The 23255-nt window shown below is 52.9% G+C and carries 25 protein-coding genes, 1 pseudogene and 1 riboswitch; of the genes and pseudogenes, 8 read left to right on the forward strand and 18 right to left on the reverse strand.

The features are described from left to right. Window positions 1–127: 127 nt before the first annotated feature. The 8 genes from JQC72_RS08815 to JQC72_RS08850 are packed head-to-tail and all read right to left on the reverse strand — an operon-like array spanning window position 128 to window position 6791. A complete protein-coding gene (locus JQC72_RS08815) occupies window positions 128–1105 on the reverse strand; it encodes a biotin--[acetyl-CoA-carboxylase] ligase (RefSeq protein WP_205494859.1) in 978 nt (325 codons plus the stop codon). Then, a complete protein-coding gene (locus tag JQC72_RS08820) occupies window positions 1095–2321 on the reverse strand; it encodes a CCA tRNA nucleotidyltransferase (RefSeq protein WP_205494861.1) in 1227 nt (408 codons plus the stop codon). The genes JQC72_RS08815 and JQC72_RS08820 overlap by 11 nt, the downstream gene beginning before the upstream one ends. A 10-nt stretch (window positions 2322–2331) precedes the next feature. Further along, on the reverse strand, window positions 2332–3459 hold the full coding sequence (gene bshA, locus JQC72_RS08825) for an N-acetyl-alpha-D-glucosaminyl L-malate synthase BshA (RefSeq protein ID WP_205494863.1): 1128 nt from the start codon (window positions 3457–3459) through the stop codon (window positions 2332–2334). Between the two features lie 18 nt (window positions 3460–3477). Then, window positions 3478–4185 (reverse strand): bacillithiol biosynthesis deacetylase BshB1, encoded by a 708-nt coding sequence (bshB1, locus tag JQC72_RS08830; protein ID WP_302104637.1) that lies wholly within the window; start codon window positions 4183–4185, stop codon window positions 3478–3480. Continuing rightward, window positions 4182–4607, reverse strand: a complete 426-nt coding sequence (mgsA, locus tag JQC72_RS08835) for a methylglyoxal synthase (protein WP_205494867.1) — start codon at window positions 4605–4607, stop codon at window positions 4182–4184. Before mgsA ends, bshB1 begins: the two co-directional genes overlap by 4 nt. A gap of 4 nt (window positions 4608–4611) precedes the next feature. Next, complete coding sequence (locus JQC72_RS08840) at window positions 4612–5598, reverse strand: 1-aminocyclopropane-1-carboxylate deaminase/D-cysteine desulfhydrase (protein ID WP_205494870.1); 987 nt, start codon at window positions 5596–5598, stop codon at window positions 4612–4614. 13 nt (window positions 5599–5611) lie between these two features. Then, on the reverse strand, window positions 5612–6415 hold the full coding sequence (gene dapB / locus JQC72_RS08845; protein WP_205494872.1) for a 4-hydroxy-tetrahydrodipicolinate reductase: 804 nt from the start codon (window positions 6413–6415) through the stop codon (window positions 5612–5614). Between the two features lie 25 nt (window positions 6416–6440). After that, window positions 6441–6791: a nucleotide pyrophosphohydrolase gene (locus JQC72_RS08850; protein ID WP_205494874.1), complete on the reverse strand. Its 351-nt coding sequence runs from the start codon at window positions 6789–6791 to the stop codon at window positions 6441–6443. 172 nt (window positions 6792–6963) lie between these two features. On the opposite strand from JQC72_RS08850, the gene JQC72_RS08855 reads away from it, so the two are divergent. Then, window positions 6964–7818: a YitT family protein gene (locus JQC72_RS08855; RefSeq protein WP_205494876.1), complete on the forward strand. Its 855-nt coding sequence runs from the start codon at window positions 6964–6966 to the stop codon at window positions 7816–7818. 395 nt (window positions 7819–8213) lie between these two features. Here JQC72_RS08855 and JQC72_RS08860 read toward each other — a convergent pair whose 3' ends face one another. From JQC72_RS08860 to JQC72_RS08870, 3 genes and pseudogenes are all read right to left on the reverse strand, one after another. Continuing rightward, the gene (locus tag JQC72_RS08860) at window positions 8214–9017 is read right to left on the reverse strand and encodes a sporulation protein YpjB (protein ID WP_205494878.1); all 804 of its coding nucleotides are present in this window, start codon (window positions 9015–9017) and stop codon (window positions 8214–8216) included. A 375-nt stretch (window positions 9018–9392) separates the two neighbouring features. Then, a pseudogene (locus JQC72_RS16510) lies at window positions 9393–9815 on the reverse strand (pyridoxamine 5'-phosphate oxidase family protein); the annotation flags it as partial. 287 nt (window positions 9816–10102) lie between these two features. Further along, window positions 10103–10717, reverse strand: a complete 615-nt coding sequence (locus JQC72_RS08870; protein ID WP_205494882.1) for a helix-turn-helix domain-containing protein — start codon at window positions 10715–10717, stop codon at window positions 10103–10105. Window positions 10718–10814: 97 nt separating this feature from the next. On the opposite strand from JQC72_RS08870, the gene JQC72_RS08875 reads away from it, so the two are divergent. Both JQC72_RS08875 and JQC72_RS08880 read left to right on the forward strand, forming a co-directional pair. After that, window positions 10815–11534 carry an AzlC family ABC transporter permease gene (locus tag JQC72_RS08875; protein WP_335342420.1) on the forward strand — a complete coding sequence of 240 codons (720 nt, stop codon included), beginning with the start codon at window positions 10815–10817 and terminating at the stop codon, window positions 11532–11534. Next, window positions 11531–11836 (forward strand): AzlD domain-containing protein, encoded by a 306-nt coding sequence (locus JQC72_RS08880; protein WP_205494884.1) that lies wholly within the window; start codon window positions 11531–11533, stop codon window positions 11834–11836. Before JQC72_RS08875 ends, JQC72_RS08880 begins: the two co-directional genes overlap by 4 nt. 232 nt (window positions 11837–12068) lie before the next feature. Here JQC72_RS08880 and JQC72_RS08885 read toward each other — a convergent pair whose 3' ends face one another. The 3 genes from JQC72_RS08885 to JQC72_RS08895 are packed head-to-tail and all read right to left on the reverse strand — an operon-like array spanning window position 12069 to window position 14237. Further along, window positions 12069–12998, reverse strand: coding sequence for a DUF4158 domain-containing protein (locus JQC72_RS08885; protein ID WP_205494886.1), 930 nt, complete (start codon window positions 12996–12998; stop codon window positions 12069–12071). Beyond that, window positions 12943–13284 carry a DUF4158 domain-containing protein gene (locus tag JQC72_RS08890; protein WP_205494888.1) on the reverse strand — a complete coding sequence of 114 codons (342 nt, stop codon included), beginning with the start codon at window positions 13282–13284 and terminating at the stop codon, window positions 12943–12945. Before JQC72_RS08890 ends, JQC72_RS08885 begins: the two co-directional genes overlap by 56 nt. Window positions 13285–13313: 29 nt before the next feature. Continuing rightward, window positions 13314–14237, reverse strand: coding sequence for a tyrosine-type recombinase/integrase (locus tag JQC72_RS08895; RefSeq protein WP_205494891.1), 924 nt, complete (start codon window positions 14235–14237; stop codon window positions 13314–13316). A gap of 154 nt (window positions 14238–14391) precedes the next feature. On the opposite strand from JQC72_RS08895, the gene JQC72_RS08900 reads away from it, so the two are divergent. Together JQC72_RS08900 and JQC72_RS08905 are read left to right on the forward strand one after the other, a co-directional pair. Next, a complete protein-coding gene (locus JQC72_RS08900) occupies window positions 14392–14628 on the forward strand; it encodes a hypothetical protein (RefSeq protein WP_205494892.1) in 237 nt (78 codons plus the stop codon). Continuing rightward, window positions 14612–14872 (forward strand): type II toxin-antitoxin system RelE family toxin, encoded by a 261-nt coding sequence (locus tag JQC72_RS08905; RefSeq protein WP_205494893.1) that lies wholly within the window; start codon window positions 14612–14614, stop codon window positions 14870–14872. Before JQC72_RS08900 ends, JQC72_RS08905 begins: the two co-directional genes overlap by 17 nt. A 97-nt stretch (window positions 14873–14969) precedes the next feature. Here the strand turns inward: JQC72_RS08905 and JQC72_RS08910 are convergent, their stop codons facing one another. Both JQC72_RS08910 and JQC72_RS08915 read right to left on the reverse strand, forming a co-directional pair. Further along, the gene (locus JQC72_RS08910) at window positions 14970–15926 is read right to left on the reverse strand and encodes a putative RNA methyltransferase (RefSeq protein WP_335342421.1); all 957 of its coding nucleotides are present in this window, start codon (window positions 15924–15926) and stop codon (window positions 14970–14972) included. A gap of 503 nt (window positions 15927–16429) precedes the next feature. Next, on the reverse strand, window positions 16430–17725 hold the full coding sequence (locus JQC72_RS08915) for a purine/pyrimidine permease (RefSeq protein WP_205494895.1): 1296 nt from the start codon (window positions 17723–17725) through the stop codon (window positions 16430–16432). Window positions 17726–17862: 137 nt separating this feature from the next. Here JQC72_RS08915 and JQC72_RS08920 point away from each other — a divergent pair, with 137 nt between their 5' ends. The 3 genes from JQC72_RS08920 to JQC72_RS08930 all read left to right on the forward strand — a co-directional run bounded on the left by JQC72_RS08920 (window position 17863) and on the right by JQC72_RS08930 (window position 20513). Next, a complete protein-coding gene (locus tag JQC72_RS08920) occupies window positions 17863–18180 on the forward strand; it encodes an ArsR/SmtB family transcription factor (RefSeq protein WP_205494896.1) in 318 nt (105 codons plus the stop codon). 10 nt (window positions 18181–18190) lie between these two features. Further along, a complete protein-coding gene (locus tag JQC72_RS08925) occupies window positions 18191–19114 on the forward strand; it encodes a cation diffusion facilitator family transporter (RefSeq protein ID WP_205494897.1) in 924 nt (307 codons plus the stop codon). 115 nt (window positions 19115–19229) lie between these two features. After that, window positions 19230–20513, forward strand: a complete 1284-nt coding sequence (locus JQC72_RS08930; RefSeq protein ID WP_205494899.1) for an NCS2 family permease — start codon at window positions 19230–19232, stop codon at window positions 20511–20513. 293 nt (window positions 20514–20806) lie between these two features. Here the strand turns inward: JQC72_RS08930 and mgtE are convergent, their stop codons facing one another. After that, a complete protein-coding gene (mgtE, locus tag JQC72_RS08935) occupies window positions 20807–22150 on the reverse strand; it encodes a magnesium transporter (protein ID WP_205494901.1) in 1344 nt (447 codons plus the stop codon). A gap of 164 nt (window positions 22151–22314) precedes the next feature. Next, a riboswitch (M-box (ykoK) riboswitch) is annotated at window positions 22315–22488 on the reverse strand. A 108-nt stretch (window positions 22489–22596) separates the two neighbouring features. Continuing rightward, a complete protein-coding gene (locus tag JQC72_RS08940) occupies window positions 22597–23238 on the reverse strand; it encodes a DUF1405 domain-containing protein (RefSeq protein ID WP_205494903.1) in 642 nt (213 codons plus the stop codon). Window positions 23239–23255 lie beyond the last annotated feature (17 nt).

Raw genomic sequence — 23255 nt, forward strand, 5'->3', positions numbered from 1 at the left:
ATTTGCAAAAACGATTCAGTTTTCCCTTATGATGTCCATCAGTTCCAAAGTGACGTGCAACTCCCGCAAATGGGATATTGCCGTCACCTTAAGGGTAACGCAAATGAACCGGTTTGGCAATCCCCGCTCATACCTGCCGGATGTCCGCCGAGTAGACGGGAACGACTCCTTCGTCGGTTTCCAACAGCAACGCTCCGGAAGCATGAAGCCCCTTGGCTATGCCCTGTCGCGGCCCTTGCGGGGTATGAGCCGTTACGGATTGGCCGAGCATGCAGGCGAAAGATTCCCAGGAACGGCGAATCGGTTCAAATCCTTCGGTCAGATACAGATCATACACATGCTCCAATTCTTCCAAAATCGCCGCAATCAGCTCCGCCCGCCGATAGGTGCGCCCGCTTTCGGCGGTCAGGGAGGTGGCGATGGTTTTCAAATCCTCGGGAATCGATGAAGCCGGTGTGTTGACATTCACCCCGATCCCCAGAACGACGTAATGAATTTGATCCTGCTCCCCTCTCAATTCCGTCAGGATGCCGCACACTTTTTTTCCGTTGATCAACAGGTCGTTGGGCCATTTGATCGTCACCGGCAAACCCGTTTCCTTTCGGATGGCCCGCGTCACCCCGACTGACGCCATCAGCGTCAACTGTGGAGCGAGATTGAGCGGGATCGGTGGCCGCAACAACAAACTCATCCATATACCGGATCGCGGCGGTGAGTGCCATTTGCGCCCCATGCGTCCGCGGCCCTGGGTTTGTTCGTCGGCGAGAAACAAGGCCCCCTCTTCGGCACCGGACCGCACGCCTTGGTGAGCCAACCACTGCGTCGAACCCACCGATTCCACATAATGAATGGTATGTCCGAACCGTCGCGTGGAAAGCAATGCCTTGATCTCCTCCGGCGCAATCCGATCCGGCTGATAACGGAGACAATATCCCGCTTTCGGTTTGGCCTCGATTTCATACCCCGCTTTCCTCAGTTCGTCGATATGCTTCCAGATGGCCGTCCGGGTACAACCCAATTGTCTGCTGATCTCCTCACCGGATACAAAATGATCGGCATGCTCGACCAGCAACGCCAACAGGCGTTCGCGGATCTCACTTCCCAAATCGCCTTCCCTCCTCCAACAAACGGGAACGTTCGTTGGGCAACCGTCCCAACGCCACTTGCTCCAACAAATACGCCAAAGCCTGTCCCACCCACCGACCGGGAGGTTCTCCCGTCACCCGGATCAGATCGCTGCCGTCAATCGCGAGATCGGACAGCTGTCGTACAGGCATTTCCTTTGCCCATCTCTCAAACAGGACTTCCAGTCGTTCGGCTGTCTCTGTTTCCAGATGACCCATTACCCGGCTCCATTGAAGAGACTGCAACACCGGCTCCGTTCCGTGTTGAAGAAGGAGCCGTTTCCCTTCGGTCGGCGTAATCGGGTGCCAATGCCGACTGTCGAACGCCAACTGATAGATCCGGTTGATCATTTTCACATCCGCCGACTTTAACCGCAACAAACGCAAATGACGCGCCGCTTGTTCCGGAAGAACGTGGCAATCGTGCAACAATAACCCCCATCTGCCTTCGCGGGTGGTAAGACGGTCGAATCGTTCCGCCGGCAGCAGTGCCGCCTTTTGGATATGGTTCCAGCGGTGAAACGGCGGCAGGTGGGGTAACAGTTCCCATTCCTGCAGATACTGCACCCCGATGGAAGGAGATGGCACCGACCACATTTTCTCCAACTCCGCCGTCACCCGTTCCACGGCCAGATGTCTCAGCGTATGGCGCATCCGGCGGATGGCACGTCCTGTCTCGTCAGTGATCCGAAACCCCAGTTGAGCACTGAAACGAATGGCCCGCAGCATGCGTAATGCATCCTCCGTGAATCGCGCTTCCGCGTTTCCAACCGCTCGGATTCGCCTCTCTTTCAAGTCTTTCTGTCCGCCAAACGGATCATACAGTCGCCCTTCCCGATCCATCGCCATCGCATTGACGGTAAAATCCCGTCGTGCCAGATCTTCCTCCAAACGGGAAACAAAGACCACTTTGTCGGGTCGGCGATGATCCGAATAGCCTGTCTCAACCCGAAAAGTGGTCACCTCTACCGGTTGTCCGTGGTGTATCACCGTTACGGTTCCATGTTTCAGACCTGTCGCTGCCGTACGGGGAAACAACGCCTGCACCGTTTCCGGCCGGGCATCCGTTGTGACGTCGTAGTCCTTCGGCTGTTTGCCCAACAACTCGTCACGAACGCAACCCCCGACCAGATACGCTTGATATCCTGCAGACTCCAGCCGTTCCATCACCCACCATGCCGCTTTTCGTGGGTCCATCTTCGTCCTCCTACTTTCGTGGCTCATTCAATACCCGCCGATACAACGCTTCGTATTCGTCCGCGATTTTCTCCGCACTGAACTGTTCCCGCGCCCGTTTCAACCCGTTTTCAGAAAAACGCCGGTGTTTGACCGGGTCCGTCAAAATCTCCAGCGCATATGCCGCCATTCGATCCACATCCCCGATGTCCGCCAGGTACCCGGTCTCCCCGTGCTTCACTACCTCCGGCAAACCGCCCGCGTTGGATGTGACGGCCGGGACGCCGCAGGCCATCGCTTCCAGTGCAACGAGTCCGAAGCTTTCCTTCGCGGAAGGCAACAACAGCAAATCAGCGAGGGAAATAAGCTGCGCCACTTCGTCCTGTTTCCCGAGAAAGACCACTTTTTGATCCAAATTCAGCTCATGCACAAGCTCGGTCACCCGTGGCCATTCCGGCCCGTCACCCACCAGCAACAGTCTCGCGGGGATTTGGCGCTGCACTTTTTCAAACACACGGACCACGTCATCCACCCGTTTGACGGCACGGAAATTGGAGATATGAAGCAGCAGCTTTTCATCCGGTCTCGCGTATTGGGGCCGGATGTGCGAGACGTCGCGCGGATAGTAGACACGCGGATCGACGAAGTTGTAGATGCGTTGAATGGACGAATCCACGCAAAACGACTCACGCGTCTGCTTCACCAGATCGTCCGACACCGCCGTCACCGCATCACTCTCATGTATGCCAAAACAGATGATGTCCCGAAGTGACGGATCTTCCCCCAATACGGTAATGTCCGTTCCGTGCAGGGTCGTCACCACCCGAAACGCCCCGCCGGTCATTTGTTTGGCCAGATACGCGCAGATGGCGTGCGGAACGGCGTAGTGGACATGCAGAATGTCCAATCGATGGATCTTGGCCACTTGGGCCATCCGGTTGGCCAATGCCAGATCATAGGGAGGATATTTGAATACTGCATAACGGTTCGCTTCCACTTCGTGATAATGGATATGATGATGAAATCGTCCGAGACGAAATGGCATGCTGTACGTGATGAAATGAACCTGGTGACCACGCTCCGCCATCATCTTGCCCAGTTCCGTGGCCACCACACCCGATCCCCCGTGTGTGGGGTAACATGAAATGCCGATTCGCATCCTGCTGATGCCTCCTCGTCACAGGAGCCGATCCATCGCCAACGGACGGGTCTTTGCCAATCCTTCCCCGTACAATGCGCGTATTTGATGGCCCCAAAGTTGATCCCGCCCCCGGATCATCGCCAGATAGCTGGGATGATTGAGCGGTGTGTCCACTTCGCCCCGGGAGCGGTCAAACTGACTGGCATAAGCCAGGATCGCCTCCATCTTTCGTTCGTAGACATCCGTGATATCGACAATGACGTCAGCCGGACCCACATCGTTGATAAAGTAATGGAACACTTGTTCCACCCGATGGGCGGGCCAGTCCCCGTCCACTTTTCGGTTGCGGATTCCGGCGTCAAACACTGCTTCCTTCACCATCCGGCTGCAGGCCACATGGTCGGGATGACGGTCCTCGCTGTACGGAGCCAACACGATGCGCGGGCGCAATCGTCGGATGACCTCAATCATGCGTCGAATCTGTTCATCCGTCCCCTTCAGCCCCCGGTCTGGAAATCCCAGATTGACCCGTTCGGTAAGGCCAAGGACAGCAGCCGCTTTTTCCGCCTCCTGTCGGCGCAGTTCCACCGTACCGTTGGAGGAGAGTTCTGCTGCCGTCAGATCGCAGATCGCCACCGAAAATCCCTGGGTCTGGTGTTTGGCCAAAATGCCGCCAGCTCCGATCTCCACATCATCCGGATGGGCGCCAAATGCCAGAATGTCAACACGTTGGCCGACTGTCATGCGTTTCCCCCCTCTCTGGCATTGGCCTGATTCACGATTTCCCGCCATGCAAAATCTCCTTGTTGGATCGAGCGGATCATCACTTCCGCCGCCGCGAGATTGGTAGCCACGGGAATGCCGTGCACGTCGGCCAACCGGAGCAGTGCCAGGATATCCGGCTCGTGCGGTTGGGCCGTCAACGGATCGCGGAGAAAAATGATGCAATCCATTTTGTTTTCCGCTACCAGTGCCCCGATTTGTTGGTCGCCGCCGAGCGGTCCCGACAGGAACCGGTGGACGTGCAGACCTGTCGCCTCCATGATCTTCTGACCCGTCGTTCCTGTAGCGTAAAGATGGTGTTGCTTCAATATATCCCGATAGGCGATCGCAAAATTCACCATTTGCTCTTTTTTCCGGTCGTGCGCGATCAAAGCAATGTGCATCGGCTCATCCCTCCCGTGTGAAAGAATGGGCATGCGTAAACAATGCCGGCGTTCCTCCGGTGTGCCAAAACAGGACACGGGAACCGATTCTGCCGCGATGGAACAGATCCAACAAACCCGCCAACGCCTTGCCGGTATAGATGGGATCGGCGAACAACCCTTCCGCCCTGGACAAAAGACGGATGGCTTCATTGCCCGCATCCGACGGAACCCCGTATTTTTTCCCTATGTAGCCGTCTTCTATGTGCACGTCAGCGGGTGAAACACGTCGATCCGAACCCAAAAATGCCAAAAGATCGTTCGCCATGCGAACAACCACCCGTGTCAGCTCGTCCGCTTTCAGCCATACGCTGATCCCGATCAGCCTGATCGGGGCGGGACGAAGCACTTTCCCCGCCAACAAACCGGCCAACGTACCGCCACTGCCGACAGCCAGTACGATCGACTCCGGCTGGGTTCCCGCTTCTGCCAGCTGATCCAGCAATACATCCCACGCCCGCTTATAACCGTAATCCCCGATGGGTGTGGAACCACCGACCGGAATCACATATGGTTTTTTCCCTTTTTGCCGCGCTTCATCGGCCCATTTCTCCATTTCTTCGAGCAGTGGTTCGGACCCGTACACACCGGTCGTTTTCATTTCCGCACCCAAAATATGGTCCAACAACAGGTTCCCCTGTTGCGTACCCATATGCTTCCCGGCAAAACAAAGCCATGGTTCCATTCCGGCACGCCGCGCACATGCCGCCGTCAGCCGCGCGTGGTTGGACTGCGGGCTGCCGCCGGTGATCACCGTGTCGCATCCTTTTGCCAACGCATCGCCCAACAGATATTCCAGTTTGCGCACCTTGTTTCCGCCGAACGCAATCCCGGTCAGATCATCCCGTTTGATCCAGCATTCCTCCAGCCCTGTGACCCGCTCCAAGCCGTGCAGGCGGTGTAGCGGCGTCTCTCCCCACATCAGCGGATAGCGGGACAAGTGTGCATCCACCTTGTCACTTCCTTTACAAATCCAAGATGTTTTCCAGGCCGTAAACCAGATGATCCAATTCCATCACTTTCTCGATCGCCAGCTTTACACCCGGCATAAACGACTCCCTGTTCATCGAATCATGACGGATCGTCAACAACTGCCCCGGTCCGCCGAACAGGACCTCCTGATGTGCCACGATACCGGGAAGGCGGACGCTGTGGATGCGAAAACCGTTGTAGTATGCACCGCGCGCCCCTTCCATCGTCTCTTTTTCCTCGGGATGTCCTTGGCGAAACTCACTCCGTACGTCCGCGATCAACTCCGCCGTCTTGACAGCTGTGCCTGAAGGTGCGTCCAGCTTTTTGTCATGATGCAATTCGATGATCTCCACATGCGGCAGATACTTGCTCGCCTTGGCCGCAAACACCATCATCAGCACCGCGCCGATGGCGAAGTTGGGTGCCACGATCGCCCCGATGCCCTTGTCCTGACAAAGTGCATCCAATTCACGCAAATCCTCCCTTGACAGGCCGCTGGTGCCGATTACCGGACGCACGCCCGCTTCCAGCGCGATCTCCGCATGCCGCCGCACTGCATGTGGCGTGGTGAAATCCACCAGCACGTCGGGCCGGTCTTTGGCGATCGCTTCTTCCACCGATCCTGTAAATGTCACACCCAGTTTGCCGATGCCCGCCACTTCTCCAACATCTTGTCCCACTGCGGAACGGGAAATGCCGCTGACCAGCGTCATTCCCTCTTCCCGATGCAACAATTTCACCACTTCTTGTCCCATCCGGCCGCTCGCCCCGGCCACCGCTACACGAATCTCGCTCATCGGTTGCTCCCTCCCCTGAATGTACTCACGCTTCGGTCGCTTCTGTATTCGATTCGATGCGGGTCCAGCGATTGGCGTCCCGCGTATTGTATTTGTGCATGACGCGGTCAAACGCCTCTTCCAAATCAATTCCGAGTGAATTGGCAAAACAGATGATGATGAACAGGAGATCACCCAATTCCATATCAATGCTGTTCTCCGCTTCACTCTCTTTTTTGGGCTTTTCACCGTAGCGGTGATTCACTTCCCGCGCCAGTTCGCCCACTTCCTCGGTCATGCGGGCCAACATGGACAACGGTTGAAAATATCCTTCCTTGAACTGACGGATATATAGATCCACTTCTTGTTGCATGTCATACATGGTTTTACGATCCATTTTGTGAACCCTCCTCAATCTCCTACATGTTACCCCATTTCGGGATCGGAAGACAAATCCCTCATCCATCCTTTACAGATCCTCATTGATGCCGCAATAACCCCCCTTGTATAATATAGCAAGTGGTAAACTGGGCATTTTAAATACGGAAAAGAAGCAAAGGCGGGATCATATGAAAAAGCACGTGAAAAACATTGCGCTCATCCTGTTGGGTGCATTTATCTATTCGGTCGGTGTCAATTACTTCGCCGTCAACAACCGGCTGGCCGAGGGCGGCTTTACCGGTTTGGCGCTGCTGGCACACTATCAATTGGGGATCTCTCCGGCACTCATGATTTTCATTCTCAATATCCCGCTGTATTTTATCGGGTACAAAGTGTTCGGAAAACAGACGCTCATCTACACCTTGATCGGTACCAATGCGGCGTCCTTGTTTTTGGAACTGACCAAAGGATGGGGCAGTCCGCTCGATGACCTGCTGTTGGCCGCCCTGTACACCGGTGTGCTGGTGGGGGTCGGATTGGGGCTGATTTTCCGCGTTGGTGGAACCACTGGCGGCGTTGACATCATCGCCCGTCTGCTCAACAAGTATTTCGACTGGAGTATCGGACGTACGTTCTTCCTGTTTGACTTGGGCGTGTTGACGCTGTCCTATGTGTATATCGGCCGGGAAAAAGCAATGTACACCATGGTGGCCGTCTTTGTCGGCGCGCGTGTCGTCGACTTTGTCGTAGAAGGGTTGAATGCGGCCAAAGCGGCGACTATCATCTCCAACTCCGCTGTCGACATCTCCAACAAAATCACCAAGGAAATGGATCGGGGCGCCACTTTGTTAAAAGGGAGAGGCGGCTACACCGGTGTGGACAAAGAAGTGCTCTACGTGGTCGTCAACCGGAACGAACTGCCCCGGCTCAAACAACTCGTCCACTCCGTCGATCCGTATGCGTTCGTGGTCGTTCACGATGTTCGGGACGTATTGGGAGAAGGGTTTACCTACGACAGCCTGGAAAAAGCCAAAACGCAATAATCCCCGTCTGGGTGGACGGGGGCAGGTTTTTGACAAAGCTGTCATTTGGAACCGGACTGCCTTTGGCAACACGCTCAACCCAGTAATCATGACGGGGTTTTTTTGTTGAGGCAGAAAGTCCGGTCCGTTTTCCGAATATAGAGATGGGTGAACATGACATGATTGATTGGGGAGAAAAATGAAAAAGACTCGCCTTCTTTTTTTGTTCCTTTTTGTTTAAGGCATGATGGTCATTTTTGAGTATCCGGAGTGTTACTTGGCGAAATGTGATTTTCCGTTTGAGAACCTTTGTTTGGAACTGCTGGAAAGATGGATTGCTCCATCTCCGGTGTCGGTTTGTGGTTGTTGGGATTGGGATGTTTCGGGAGCGGAATAAAAAACACAATCGTACAACACTACGGAAAACGCACAGCCCGATACTTTTTCCAACTGACATAAGTCAGCACGAACACGATCACACCGCCTGTCATCAGCATGAATGAGACGACCGGCATGTCCCATTTACCGTACATGGCCGTCACTTGTTCCTCCGGTCCGTAAAACAGCGGATTCAGCATCCCGCGCAAACGGCTCACCCCACTGCGCAACAACGCAGGATTCCACGTCGGCCGCGATTGGTTGCGCAAAAAGGACAGCACCGAATCCACCTTGGCCACCGTCGTCGGAGTCCGCGAGATCACAATGGCGGGGCGTATCAATCGGTAATGATCAATCAGCGCATCCACCGCCATGCGGGCACGGACTTGATTTCCGGCGTTGATCGCGCGGTCGATGGCAGCCAAATCCCTTTGCAACACTGAGTAATACTGTCGCCACAGCGGTTGGTTGGGATGCGTCAGCGCATCAAATGCCATCCGCATCCGAAGCGCCGCCGCCATCAATGCGGTCGGGTTGGGACGGACGCGATTCAGCTCCTGTTCCATTTCCACCAATGTTTGCGATAACGTGCGAATCTGCTCCACCGTCAATCTGAGAGGAGACAGGTTTGCACGGGAAAAACTGCGCGAAAGCACCGTCAACGCATCGCGTGCGGCCAATAAATCCCCCCTCTCCACCAACTGATACACCCGCTCAGCCTGCCTCGCCCACTGCACCGGTTGCGTTTGTTCCATGGCGAATGCCGGTTCTGATTCATAGGGATGCAAGATGGCGAAACTGCTCCACAATATGACCAAGAAGCCGGTCCATCTCTTCCACATGTGAACCTCTCCCGATATAAAGAAAATTCCTTGTCCATACAGTCTATTCGGGAAGATGGACGAGATATGAATGCATTTTTTCATGTGGCGGGATCGGTTTCATTTCCTTTGAGGGAGTTGAAATTGTCGGTGATCTTTGTTTGTGCAGCAAACCAGTTTATTTTTTATAAGATAAAAAAGGGAATAAATTCCTGCCCCAAGTATCCCGGATCTCTCCGTGTGACAGAACACATCCCCAGTGACCAGGATAACGGGGTGGGCAAGGATTACCGTAATCAAAATGAGCCGATGATTTTTATGCCGGCTAAAAATGAAGACCACAAAGCGACCGGCCGAAACCGGATCATCTTCCACCATCGAATCGGGCTTGATGTTGGAGAAGTAAGGTACGCTGTAGCCGCATGACGTTTTCACTTCACGTATGTTTACATGGATGATTTGTCGTGCACCCGGAAGAAGATCAAAATGATGGATCAATTGATTCCATTCCGATGAATCAGGCAATATTACGCGCCCTCGGCCATATAACCGGAGGATCATGGGCGGGCCTTCCAACGCAACAAACATCAACGTAATTCTTCCATTCTCCTTCAAGTGTGCACTTGTTTCGTTTCCGCTGCCTGTCAGGTCCAGATAGACCACTTCTGTTGGCGAAAATATGCGCAGCACATCATATCCTTTTGCAGAAAGATTGATGTGCCCCTCTTTACTTAACGGAGCCGAACCCACAAAAAATAGGCGTTGTTTCTTGATGAAGGCCTCATGTTCCGGGAGTAAAGCCGGAAAAAGCTTTCCCATCCCGATCCCCCTTTACTGAAGGAGAATTTTTATCCATATATATCAGATCATTTCTTCCAACAAATGTTACACCTTGGGAGATATGATGTGAACATCCACATATTCCAACTCCCTCATCATCACATTCATGATTGATCCTTTCACGATCTAGTCCCAGCGCGTACTGGCGGAAAGACCCATCATAATCTGCGTGATCTTATATTCGCTGCACACGTCCACTATCGGGCAAAGGCTTGCCACTCCTTTAAATCGGTTTCTTCTTCCGACGGGCGTGATAGTATACGAATTCAATCATATCGAACCTTATCAAACCATACGGATTTTCCTGTGACAGGCTGGTCGTAAGAAATGACGAAATGCAATACGGTTGGAGCGGATGACGGATTGATGTATTGATGCGGTACATCCCCGTTGAAGCGGATGACATCATGTTCGTACAGTTGATACCGTTCCCCCTCGATCACCACGTCCAACCGGCCGGACATGACCGTGACAAATTCCACCACACCGGGCGGATGCGCCTCCGAATGATAGGAACCATGCGGCTGCAAGTACCCCCGGTACAACTCAAACACATGCGGTTGATGCGAACGGAAAACGGGTTCCACCACAAACACTTCGTCGGGATCGGACAAAACGAACCCCTCTCTTTTTCTGGAGACGGCCACATCCGTCTCCACCGATAACAAGGCAGTGACGGGAACAGACAAACCGTTGGCGATTTTCCAAATCACGGAGAGGGTCGGATTGGCTTCCCCGTTTTCAATTTTGAGCAGCGTTACTTTGCTGATCCCGATTTGCCTGGCCAATGCTTCCATGCTCAAACCGCGGTGGACACGGATTTTTCGCAGATTGGCGCCCACCCGTTTTCCGATGTGCTTCTCTTCCCACGGATTTTCCATCCTGCTGTTTTTCCCTCCAAGTGTCGTTTTCTTTCGATTTGTATATTATAATGAACCAAAAGATAAATAAAGTATACCGATAGGATCGATAAAAGGGGTGATACCCATAGCAGAGAAAACACACGCCCAAACCATCACAGCAAGATCGGAATTCACCGCAGGGGTATTGTCGGCCGTTCCCATCATGGTGGGATACCTTCCCATCGCTGTGGCGTTTGGCATGATCGCTCAGCAGGCCGGAATCCCGCCCCTTTTGTCCGTTTGTATGTCGGCCTTGGTTTATGCCGGAGCCAGCCAGTTTATGGCCGTCAATATGCTGTCGGCGGGAGCGGGAACGTTGGAAATCGTGCTGGCGACGTTCGTATTGAATTTCCGCCATTTTGTGATGGGATTATCCCTGATGAACAAACTGAAAAAGATGCCCGCCGCATGGAAAATGGCCGTCTCCAGCGGCATCACGGACGAAACCTTCGCTGTCGCCTCCTTGCAAAAAGAAACGATCGGCAAGTGGTTTCTCGCGGGACTTGTCCTCACCTCCTATACCACTTGGGTCGTCGGTACCCTGATCGGGGGACTGCTATCTCAGTTCATTCCCCCGAGTATCAGTGAAAGCATGTCGGTGGCGCTGTACGCCATGTTTATCGGATTGCTGATCCCGGCGGTCAGGGACAATGCAAAATGGGGATTGATCGCCTTGGTCAGCATGGGGCTCAATACGGTGTTGGGCATGTTTCTCAGCAGCGGTTGGTCGATCGTGTTGTCCACCGTACTGGGAGGAATGGCCGGAGTTTGGTTGAGGAGGAGGAAGAAAGGATGACCGACCGTCTACTGCTCATCATTTTGGGCATGTCGGTGGTGACACTGATCCCCCGATGGCTACCCGTATGGATCATGGATCGTATCACATGGCCCGACTGGGCACGGGAATGGCTGGACAGCATCCCGTATGCGGCATTGGGAGCATTGATCTTTCCCGGAATTATGTCCGTCACCAACGGAGAACCGTGGATCGGTCTGACCGGAGGGATCGTTGCCGCGGTCCTGGCATATTTGCGGCTGCATATCATGTATGTCGTCTTCGGGGCGATATTGACCGTGATGTTGGTGAAAGCGATTTGAATCAAAATCACCCGGCGGACAAACGGATTTCCCGCCGGGTTTCGTTCCACTTGTGGTTTGAAAATCGGGTTGTAGGAGTCTGTTTTGCAAACTGGTTTTTATTTTATGATTGAGAGACCCCTTATCCGAATGATCCGCTGCCATGCTTCAGAGGCGAACGACAGATCCACCTCGTCCGGCAACCAATCAACCCGGGAGTTCCGGTATTCCTTCACAAATTCAAGGGCTCGGATCAGGCGCCGGTCCTCAGAAGTGGAATCGAGCCGGAGTGTGTCAAACGGAACAGGATCGGACGATGGTTCTGTCGGAAAAACTTCAGAATCAAGGGAAGGTAGTTATTCCCTTGACAAGAAGTGACGGCCTCACAGTCATCGAGAAGGTCGGGGATCCTCCCGCGGGTAGCCAGAACCTCCTTGACTAAGCGTCCTGCTTCTGCGTCTTCGGGATAATCCTGCAAGGCCTGCAGCACTTCAGTGAAGGCCGAAACCAGAGATTCCGTTTTCTCCCGGTGTTGTTCCCTCAACCGCTCCAATTCCTGTTTGGCCGCTTTATGCAGGCTGGCCATCCGTTTAATGAACAGTGTTCCGAGATGGTCGCGTGTCTTTGTTTGCCCGCGATAAATCAGGCACAGGAGAAGCGTGATTCTTTTCTCCTGGGAAAAGTCTTTCATCTCCTGGGCATCCAGAGCTTTCGCCTGGTCTGCAAAATGGTTTACCTTGGCTGGTGGAATACCCTCTATGTATGGTTCCGCGTCGCCAAAGGTGGTCAACCAGGCCAGATGGTCTAACCGATCCCTAATCTCCGACAGTTTGGCCTTTTTGGGAAGGTTTTCCAACCGGTTATAGTCGCTGAAGTACGACTCTCCCCGTTCCAGCAAGTCCTCCAACCGCTGGATCTCCCGACTGTTAAGACGCAGGAACACCATTTCAAAAAAGCTGTCGTTGACGGCTTTCCGAATGTGCCGAGACATTCGGTCCAGTGTGCTGAAAGCGGGAAGTTCAAAGCCTTGTCGGATAAGTTCGGCAATCGCCACGTTAATTAGGTCTGCCGGATGGTCCATGACTTGGGCTGCCTTTTGTACCGCATCCAGGACGACGCGTTTCGCCTCATTCCCAAAGGGCCTTGATCCCTCGAAATTTACGGATGGCCGTCTGGTGCTCATACCGTGTCCGAGGTTTATCGTATCCCGGAACAGTTTCGGGTGGCAGATTCATTCGGACACGGATATGGTCCACGATCGGTGCAGGAACCTCTTCCAACTTGGGGAAATAGCCCAAGCGTTGCGAAGTCTTCAACAGAATCATCGCACTCAACAGGGATTTGGGACCACGTGTCAATTCATATACAAAGCGGATTTCTTCTCCGGAAGGTGTGTAGACACGTTCCAGCTCCTTCTCTGTGTACGAGCGCTTGAGCCGGGGGTAAGCTGTACGTTCGATGGATGCCAATGGTTCGTTTCCCCCTTAAGATGCCGTAATCACTTCCACGCGATCTTTTCCACTTCTGCCTGAAGATCAGAACGTGTCGCCTGAACGTAAATCATAGTGGTGTCCAAGCTGTCGTGCCCCATGATTTGAGCCAATCGGTGAAGCGGTGTCTTTTCCGCCATGACGTACCCAAACCGGTGTCGGAGATCATGGGCGCTAAGGCCCTCCAAACCGGCCAAGCGCATGTACTTTTGAATCAGGTGCCGTAAGGCTCGTTCTGTCAAGCGTTTCCCGGTCTTCTCCGATGGAAACAGGAATTCCGATTCACTTGGCAACGACTTCAGGTACACCGTCAACGCTTCGCGGGCTGTGGCGTTAAGCGGTACCTCCCGCTGTTTGTTCCGTTTCCCTGAACGGACTACAAGTGTCCCGCTCCGCTTCCCGATCGTTATATCTCCGGGTTTGAGATTACATACCTCCATCGTGCGTAGTCCCGTATGCAACATAAGCAGAATGATCGTTCGGTCCCGGATCGTACCATGACGCTGCACTGCGGAGACTAGAGAGGCCTCCTCTTGATCCGTCATTTGGCGCGGGCTGACTTTTTCCATCGCCACCAGTTTGACCGGTCGGGCAGGATTTGCAGGAACCACGCCCCGCTTGACCGCCCATTCAAAAAAGCGCTTGATCGTGATCAACCGTCGGTTGATGGTGGCCGGCTTTAATGAACGGGCAATTTGCATATACTCCCGGTAGCGGATCAATGTTTTCGTCGTGATCATCGCGGGGTGAAACAACGTTTCCTCTTCGCTGTGGCTGTTCCATGTCGCCTCAAACCATTCGGCCAAGTGCCGCAAATCGCTGGTGTAGCCCCGAAGCGTTTTGGGGTTGAGGTCTTCATGTCTGGCCAGATCGTTGATGAAACGATGAATCCACTCTTCAGCCTGATTGGAAATCATGGGAGATTGACTCAAACAGATTCCCCCTTTTGGAGTTTGACTTACATTATCGGACATGATATTCTAAGCTTATCTGAAACATTATCGGACATCAAGAGCCGGATTTTAGCGGGATCATATCCGTTAATTACACTTAACGGACATTCAAAGTGAAACGGAGGAGTCCCCATTGAGTATCGAGAAGGAAGACCTTTACAGGCTCGTGGACCGTCTGGCCGAACAGGACAAAAAAAGCGCCTACGACTTTCTCCGCTACTTGATTGACCGACATAAGAATCCTTATTATCACATTGACCAGTTGGAACCGGACGATGTTCCCTTTAACCAAGAGGAACAAGAACAGTTCGACAGCGAGGACGAGAAGACTGTCTCTCTGGAGGATTTAAAACGTGAACTCAAGCTATAAGGTCGAGCTGAGGCGACCAGCGGCCAAATTCCTCGCCAAGCAGGACCGTGCAACACAAAGACGGATCATCCAGGCGCTGGAGGGACTGCAGAAGGTTCCACCGGAGGGGGATATCAAACCGATGAAAGGACACCCCGGCCTATATCGCCTCCGGATCGGTACATATCGAGCGGTTTACGAAGTGGATCACTCAAAGCGAATCGTCTATGTCAGAGTGATCGGGAACCGTGGGGGATGTTTATAATGGGTGAGAGCCAACGAAAAAGCCGTTCCTTTCGCTAGGAATCGGCTTTTTTCAATAATACCCATTTAAAACCGTATATTTTACACGTATCTCGGACTTACCCCTTCTTACCAACAACCATCGTTACATCGATCGTGACGGAAGAAATACCCATTTGGAGAACGCGTTGAATGTTTTTCTCCGTTGTTCCCCAAGACAGTGGAGTCATGTAAATCAAGTGCTTCAGGTCTGTCGGATTTAGTCTTCTGCTGTATCGGATTTGTCGAGTATCCACCAGTCTGAAATGCTGGCGGAAATGTGTGACCACTCGTTCATTTGAATAAGATTGTTTGTCGGTTTGTCCGTAGAATATATTTCTCAGTTCCTTGAGGTAATCTCTGCCCGGAACAATCTTGATCAATACCCCGTCATCATGAAGCATTCGCGCAAATTCCGAATAATTGGATGGTGAAAAAATGTTCAGGATGACATCGAATTGCTGATCCATGAAAGGACTTTGGGCCAAATCGGCAACGCACCAGATGAGGCCGGGATATTCCCTTGAAGCGATCCGAATCCCATATTTGGATATATCCATACCGACTCCCAATACCTCAGCATCCGTCAAACCCAAACCCTTTACCAAATCCGCCAAATGGGAACCTTCTCCACAACCGGCATCTAATACGTTGATCCGTTTATGGGTGTTTCCGATTCCATTTCTCACGATATCACGGATTTGCTCGACCAATTCACTGAAAAATCCGCTTCTGCAAATAACATGCCTGGACTCAAACATCGCTTTATCATATTTGGCCGGTTTCACCGGGCGTGGAAGCAAGTGAATATATCCATATTTGGATAAATCAAAGCAGTGACCGGTTGAACAAATCAAACTGCTTGCCTCGTTGAAACTCACAGGCGCACCACATAAGGGACACATGAATAGACGACTGTGCTTACGGATTAGACGCTTGGCTCGATCGATTTTTCTCATGTGGCCCACCACACTTTCGGGGCCTTCCGCTCGCGTCCCGAATCCCTGGCCAGACGCTTGTTTGCGGAACTCATACATCCATCTCCCAAAGCCTCGCAGATCGTTATCGGATTCGCAGTAAATCGGCGAGACGCTCCATATTCACGTTGTAGTGAAATGGTTGACCGATCCATCCGTTTTCCGAGCATGGGGGGCGTAATGGAAACAGAGCAGGCAGAGAGGGTCTTCGCTGTCTTTTTATGATAAAAAGCTCCTGTTTTTCCGGGGGTTCTTTTGGGCATAAAAAAGCACCTCACTCATTCGTATTCGGTAATGAGAAAGGTACAGCACAAATAGACCCAACCTCTGGATGCAAAAACGGCTGAGCCTAAATGTTCCGTACCCAAATTTACCGAATGCGAATGAAGTGGATGCCCATGGAATGGATTCCTCCGCTGATTCAACATTGAAGTGGTATCTCATGTCAAGTTTACAATGAAAATTCAGGTCTTGACAACACGAAAATGAACAAGCTTGGATCATCCCTTCGTCCGACACACTATCCGCACCGTTTGGGACATTGTTTCCCGAGCGTCGACTCACTACAAGCTTTTTGGACGTTCCCGCCAGACCTGCTCCAGAATGAGTGCGATCAGCGTTCCCACCATCAAACCGTTGCCCGCGACATATTGGAGAACTGACGGTACGTGAACAAATACTTCGGGGGGCAGAAACATGACACCGGTACCCAACGAAATGGAGACACCGATGATCGTCAACTGCCTCTGGTCCGGTTCCCGACTCCACAAGGAGCGAAGACCGATGCCGACCATTTGGGTGAACGAGGCCAGCATCGCTGCATACGCCACCGGCCCCGGCAACATCGCCAGAAACGATGTCAGGATGGGGAAAAACGAAACGATCACCAAAGCGGCGCAAGCGATCAGGAACGGCATGAGCCGTTTCTGGCCCGTCATCTGAATAAAACCGGCAGAGATGGACAATGGGACCATACCCACAGTGGAAAACAATGCGGACACCGCATTGGACAGACCGCCGACCCAACTGCTGCGATTCAACGTTGGGATTTCTTCCCCCTTGAACCCCACTACCTGTCGGACAGCGGACACACTGGCCACCACATTGGACAGCAACACCAGCGCCATCATCACTCCCGTCACCATCAATCCGAGATCCCACCGTGGCAAGCCCCATGCAAAAAGTGCAGGGAATCGGAAGGGAGCAGTCACACTCGTCCGTTCATGCCACCCAAGCAGGATGAATACCAGCCAACCCACTGCAATCCCGATCAATACTGCGTAACTTTTAACAAATCCCTTTCCCCAGATTGACAATCCGAGCACTGTAAGGAACACACCAAAAGCCGTCAGCGCCATCCCGACAGACATAGGGTGCACCCGGTCGCCAATGCCCAGCATCCCTTTTAAAAACGTCCCGCTCAATTGGATGGCCAGCAACAACAAATTCGTACCGATCACCAAGGGAGAAAACAGCGACAATATCCGGCCCGTCCATCCCGATATCCCCAGCCAAAACAGGACCGCTCCCGTCACCAGCATGGCTCCTTCCAACGCTCGCAACGTAGTGGAGGCCGAAGCACCGGCCTGAACAGAAGAGAGACCGAGGATGACAAAGATCCCCAACCACAGCCCTGCCGGTCCATCCACCACAGGCAGACGGTGACCCCACCGGCCTTGCAAGAACGATGTCAGACCCACCACAAACAACGTACGCTGCATCAGATCGGCCACCTCCACCGGGGATAAGTGGTAAATCTGACCGATGATCACCGGCAGGGCCAACGCATTGGCCAATAGAAATACCAACCATTGCAACGATTCCATCAACGTATCCCACGTGCTGAACACCTTGCGCATCCGGTTCGCCTCACTCTTTTTTCGATTATCGAAAAATAAGTATATCACGCGATCATGATTGCAGTCACCCGCAGGATTGGATAAAATAGTATATGAATATATGATCAAATAATAAAGAAATGAAGTGAGGAACTGACATGAGCCATTTCAAAGCATTGCCGTCACTGGAGCCGCATATCGTCGAAGCGGCCTCGCAAACGTTTAAGGCATTGTCCGACCCTACCAGACTAAAGATTTTGCACCTGTTGTCGATGGAGGAATGCTCCGTCAGCCGCATCGCCGAACAGTTGGGACTGACTCCATCGGCGATTTCCCATCAACTGTCCTATCTTCGCACCTTGCGTCTCGTCAGGCACCGCAGGGAAGGACACACGATTTATTACAGCTGCGATGACGATCATGTGCTGACATTGCTGAGACAAACGATTGAGCATGTTACGCATACATCGAATTAGGGGGGAAACCATGCACCATCATCATGAGCATCATCATGGGCATCATCACGGTCCATTCGAACAACGCATCCGTAACAAAAAGGGATTGACCGTCGCCTTGGTCATAACGTCAACCATCATGTTTCTGGAAATTGCAGGAGGGATTTTCTCCAACAGTTTGGCGCTGCTTTCCGACGCCGGACACATGTTCAGCGACACCGCTTCTCTGGCCTTGAGCCTGTTGGCCATCTGGTTTGCCACCAAACCCCCTTCCCCCCGTAAAACGTATGGTTTTTACCGGTTGGAGATCCTTGCCGCCCTGATCAACGCGATCGCCCTGTTTATCGTTGCCGGCATGATTTTACTGGAAGCATACGAACGCTTTTTCAATCCTCCGCAAGTTGCGGGAAACACCGTACTGATCGTTGCCTTCATCGGATTGATCGCCAATCTGGTCAGTGCGATGGTCCTCGTCAAAACGAGTGATATCAAGGAAAACCTCAACGTCCGCAGTGCCTACCTCCATATCTTGGGGGATGCCCTCGGCTCGGTCGGCACCATTGTCGCCGGACTGCTGATCACCTTTTTTTCATGGGATATGGCAGACCCGATCATCAGCGTGATCGTCGCACTGTTGATCCTCAAAAGCGCCTGGGGCGTTATCCGGGACACCACCCACGTCCTGATGGAAGGTGCACCCCAGACCATTGATCAGGATGAATTGAAACAAACCCTATTGAGCATCGACAAGGTCATCAATGTGCATGACTTGCACATTTGGACGATCACATCGGGGATGGACTCCCTCAGCTGTCATTTGGTGATCGAGGATGACGGCGACAGTCAGCGGATTCTGCAGCAAGCCGTGCGAATCATCGAAGATCGCTTTCAGATTCGTCACACCACGATCCAGGTGGAAACATCGCACATGCAACACGCCGAACTGGAAGTGTAACCTGGTCAAAGGCAGTTGGGATAACCATAGTCCCTCCCGAATGGATCTGCTATATTATTGATGGTGACTTCGGTCACGGGTGGGAGAGGGTCTATCAGGGAAAGAAGGTAGGATATTGCGGAACAAGTTGCGGGAACGGTTTGCTCTTCACAGATACCAAACCACGTGGAAGCAGGAATTGCTGGCCGGCCTGACTTCATTTTTCACGATCGCCTACATCATCGTGATCAATGCGGCCATTTTGGCTGATGCGGGCATTCCGATGCAGGCGGGCATCATCGCCACCGCATTGACCGCATTTGTGGGATGCATGCTGATGGGATGGTGGGCCAACGCGCCGATCGTGTTGGTTCCCGGTATGGGCGTCAACGCTTTTTTCTCTTATACCGTCGTACAATCGATGCATCTGACTTGGCAGGAAGCGCTCACGGTCGTCTTCCTGTCCGGCTTGTTGTTTACGATCGTTGCGTTTACCCGGCTGGTCGACTGGCTGAGTGAAGCCGTGCCCTCCTCTCTCAACGCAGGGATCAGCGTGGGGATCGGATTGTTTCTGACATTGATCGGCCTGCAAAAAGGCGGCATCGTGACCGCCAACGATTACTCCATGATCGCCATGGGCAACTTGGCTGAACCTCGTGTCATCGTGACACTGATCACATTGCTGCTGACCGTCATTTTGATGATTCGCGGCGTGCGCGGCAACTTCCTGATCGGCATCTTGGCCGGGAGCGCGTTGGCGAGCGTATGGGGGTTAATCGAGCGATCCGGCGACACGGATGTGACGCTGCAAACCTATTGGAAAGTGGTGGGTACGCTCACCACTGACGGATGGGATCGCCTGCCGTTCTGGATTGCCACCTTCTCGTTGACGCTGATCCTCGTGTTTGAAAACATGGGTCTGCTTCACGGCATGTTACCTCGGAAAGAACAATTCCGCCGTTCATTTCAGGCCAACGCCATATCAGCCATGACAGCCGGGTTGCTGGGCACCAGCTCCACTGTATCCACCGTGGAGAGCGCTGCCGGGATCGCGGCGGGCGGACGAACAGGGATCACGGCGATCACCACCGGTGTGTTGTTCTTGCTATCCCTGCTGTTCCTGCCCTGGATGCAATGGATCCCGCCAAGTGCGGTCGCACCCGTCCTGATCGTGCTCGGTGGACTGATGTTGGGCAACGTGCGCCGGATCCCGTGGGACGATATGAGCGAATGGTTTCCCGCTTATCTCATCGCCGCCGCCATTCCGCTGACTTACAGTATTGCGGATGGCATGGCATTCGGGTTTATTGCCTATCCGGTGTTGAAAATCGCCAAAGGCCAAGCCAAAAGTGTGCCGATCCCACTGTACATCATCGCTGGACTTTTTCTGCTCAGTTTTCTCTTGCGAATCTGGATGTAAAAACCCCCTGCATCATGCAGAGGGGGAATGCTGACAAATGGGTCAGACGCATGACAAGGTGATTCGTTTTTCTCGCTCGCTCCACCTGTACTCTGTGAGGAAACGGAATCAGGCCGACGCTTTGCTAGAGAAGACCGCGACGAAGCGGTCGGATTAAGAACCGCTCGGGAAACGTTGCAGACGCTCTGGCCCGATTTTCCGTCGTGGAACCCACAGGCTTTGTCCACAAACTACCTTCCCTTTATCACACAGGGAAGGTTTTTGTTTTCTGGTGAGAGGAATGCGGACAAGAATCAAACGTGCAACAACATCTGGGCGATCGTGAAATAGATGATCAATCCCGTGCCATCCACCAACGTGCTGATAAACGGTCCGGAAACCACGGCGGGATCGATACGCAGCCGGTGCAGCACCAACGGCAGGATTGCCGCCACAAATGACGCCCAGATCACGATGACCAGGGCCGACAACGCCACCACAAAACCGATGTCGTATGAAACACCCAACAGATACGCGCGCAAAAAACCGACTACCCCCATGGCGACACCCAAAAAGACACCGACCATCAATTCTTTTCTAACCACCCGAAACAGATCCGAAAACTGCACTTCGCCCATCCCTAACGCCCGCACCAACATACTGACGATTTGGGAACCGGTATTTCCGCCCGTCCCGATCAATAACGGAACGAAAAAGGACAGGGCGATGATCTTGGACATGGCTTCGTCATAATGACTCAAAACATTGGCCGTATAGGCACCGCCCACAAAAAGAATCAACAGCCATCCGATCCGTTTGCGAAACAGCCCCCACACCGACGTTTTGAAATACGGTTCGGTCAGGGGTTGGCTCCCCCCCAGCTTTTGAAAATCCTCCGTCGTCACTTCCTGGATCACATCGATCAAGTCATCAACTGCAATGATTCCAATCATTCGCTTTTGCGCGTCGATCACGGGCAATGCCACAAAATCGTAGCGGAACAACAGCTCTGCGGCTTCCTCCTGTCCCGTGTCGGCGGTGACGGCGATCACGTCTTCCGTCGCGATTTCGGACAGCCGTGTACCGGGATGGGCCAGAATAATCTCCTTCAAAGAGACAACGCCCACCAATTCACCGCGAACGTTGGTTACGTAGATATAGGAAATGATTTCTGCTTCATGCCCTACTTTTCGGACGTGATTCAGCGTTTGCTCCACCGTCCAGCCTTCGCGGGCGGAAATATAGTCAACCGTTGCCAAACTTCCTGCCGTATCTTCGGGGAACGTCATCAACGTGTCGATCTTTTTTCGGTAATCTTCAGGGAGCAGGTCCAAGAGCCGAGCCGCCTGCAGGGGATGAATGGCCAGCAACATATCCACAACCGTGTCAGAGGACATCTGCTTCAGCAAAGGAGAGGTGATCTCATCCTCGAGATGGTGCAAAATCCGATACTGCAATTCGGGTTCGATGTACTCCAACGTCTCCGCCGCGACCGACAACGGCAACATCGAGATCAACTGAAGCTGTTCCTGATGGTCCATTTCACGGAGCATCTCGGACAGGTCATACGGTTGCAACGAACTGACGCGTTCGGCCAACGCTTCTTTGTCCTGACGATCCAATACGGCCCGGATTTCTTCCAACGCTTCTGTTTTCATCCCTCTCACCCTCCTTGGCTACCGTTCGTTCATTTATCATTCCCTCCTGTGCCCGAGAAAGGAACAACTTTTTCAGCCCAATCGAAAAACCCCTCATCAACGAGAGGGGTTTTTTGGCAATAATCACCTATCCGCATGCCGTTATATCCCGACATTCGGTTGCAACACCACTCCCTCGTTGAGTTTTAGCACTATACGGCATAGGTCGGCAACGGATGCCTCCCAGCTACATTAAAAAAGACCTTAATCCGATCTTTCTTGTTGACCCATTGGCGTCTCTCGACATTTTTGGGCAGTAGCCTGTCTCCGTATAGGAGCCTCACCTAACAGAGGAGTCCGCTATTCGATTTTGTTAAAACCCAGCGTTAATATACATGGAAACCAATCCAATGTCAACGATCAATCCATGGCCGCTTCGTTAAGATTTCATTTGGCCGGATTCCCCATCAACGACCGAACAACCGAAGGAAATCCCGTTTGCGCTCCGGTCGTTCGACCAACCCCAACCGGGCGAACAGCGCCAGGCTGAACACGCTCAAGCCTGCCGTAAAAACAGCGATCGGATGATCCCACTGCTGCAGCCAGGGCGGCAACCAAGGATGGATATCCAACCCGTAATCAAGCGCATCATTGAGCAACACCCAAGCACCAGCCAGAACCAGATGAAACGGACGGTATGTGAAAAATCGGCTGTAGAGCACCGCTTCCGCCGCCATTCCCAGATGGGACGACATCAACATCCAATCCGTCCAGTGCAATGCCTGAAAGAACGGGGCCGGCGCCATCCACGCACCCAAAAGAATCATCGCCACCGCCCAAATGCCGTATTTAAACAACGTCACTGCCGCAAATGCTTCCAAAAGCGGACTGCGACGCCCCATTATATACAACAGCAGTACCAATGTGAACAGTGTGCTGGCTGTGGGGCTGTCCGGTACGAACAACTTCAGCCAGCCCTCCGTCATCTCCAGCTGCAAATGATACCAATAAAAGCCATAGACGGAGCCGAGCGCATTGATCACCAACATGCTCCACAGAAACCACCGCCGATCCAGTTGCTCCATCCAAAAACGCCACCAAAACTTCATACCGATTCTCCCTGTCT

Origin of the sequence: Polycladomyces zharkentensis (assembly GCF_016938855.1) — a bacterium.
GTDB lineage: Bacteria > Bacillota > Bacilli > Thermoactinomycetales > JIR-001 > Polycladomyces > Polycladomyces zharkentensis.